Below are 385 nucleotides of genomic sequence, written 5' to 3' on the forward strand. Positions count from 1 at the left end.
TTTAGTTTTCAGCGGCAGCTTTGGCTAAGGCAAAGTTACCAAGTGTTGCGGAGCCATTATTCTCAATAGCAGGGGTAACAATATAAGATTTAAGATCAGGCACTGGTAGATAGCCGTTAAGCAGCTCTACGAATTGACAGTGAACTCTATCAACCATATGTGCTTGAGCCATAACGCCACCACCGAATACAATGACCTCTGGGCGATAGAGCATGGTTGCTTGAAGGGCCGCTTGCGCAATATAGAAGGCCTGAATATCCCAAACTGGTGAATCCATTGGAATAAGCTCTCCTTTAATACCAGTTCTAGCTTCTAAACTTGGTCCTGCGCCCATCCCTTCGAGACAGCCCTTATGGAAAGGGCAAACTCCAGTAAAACCATTTTC

General features: G+C 45.5%; 1 protein-coding gene. It reads right to left on the reverse strand.

Annotation, left to right across the window (positions count from 1 at the left end; translation table 11 throughout):
* Position 1: 1 nt before the first annotated feature.
* The coding region (locus tag A9Q68_RS10525) for an ROK family protein (protein ID WP_131814185.1) at positions 2–385 on the reverse strand (384 nt) is incomplete at its 5' end.

The organism is Streptococcus bovimastitidis (assembly GCF_001885095.1).
GTDB lineage: Bacteria > Bacillota > Bacilli > Lactobacillales > Streptococcaceae > Streptococcus > Streptococcus bovimastitidis.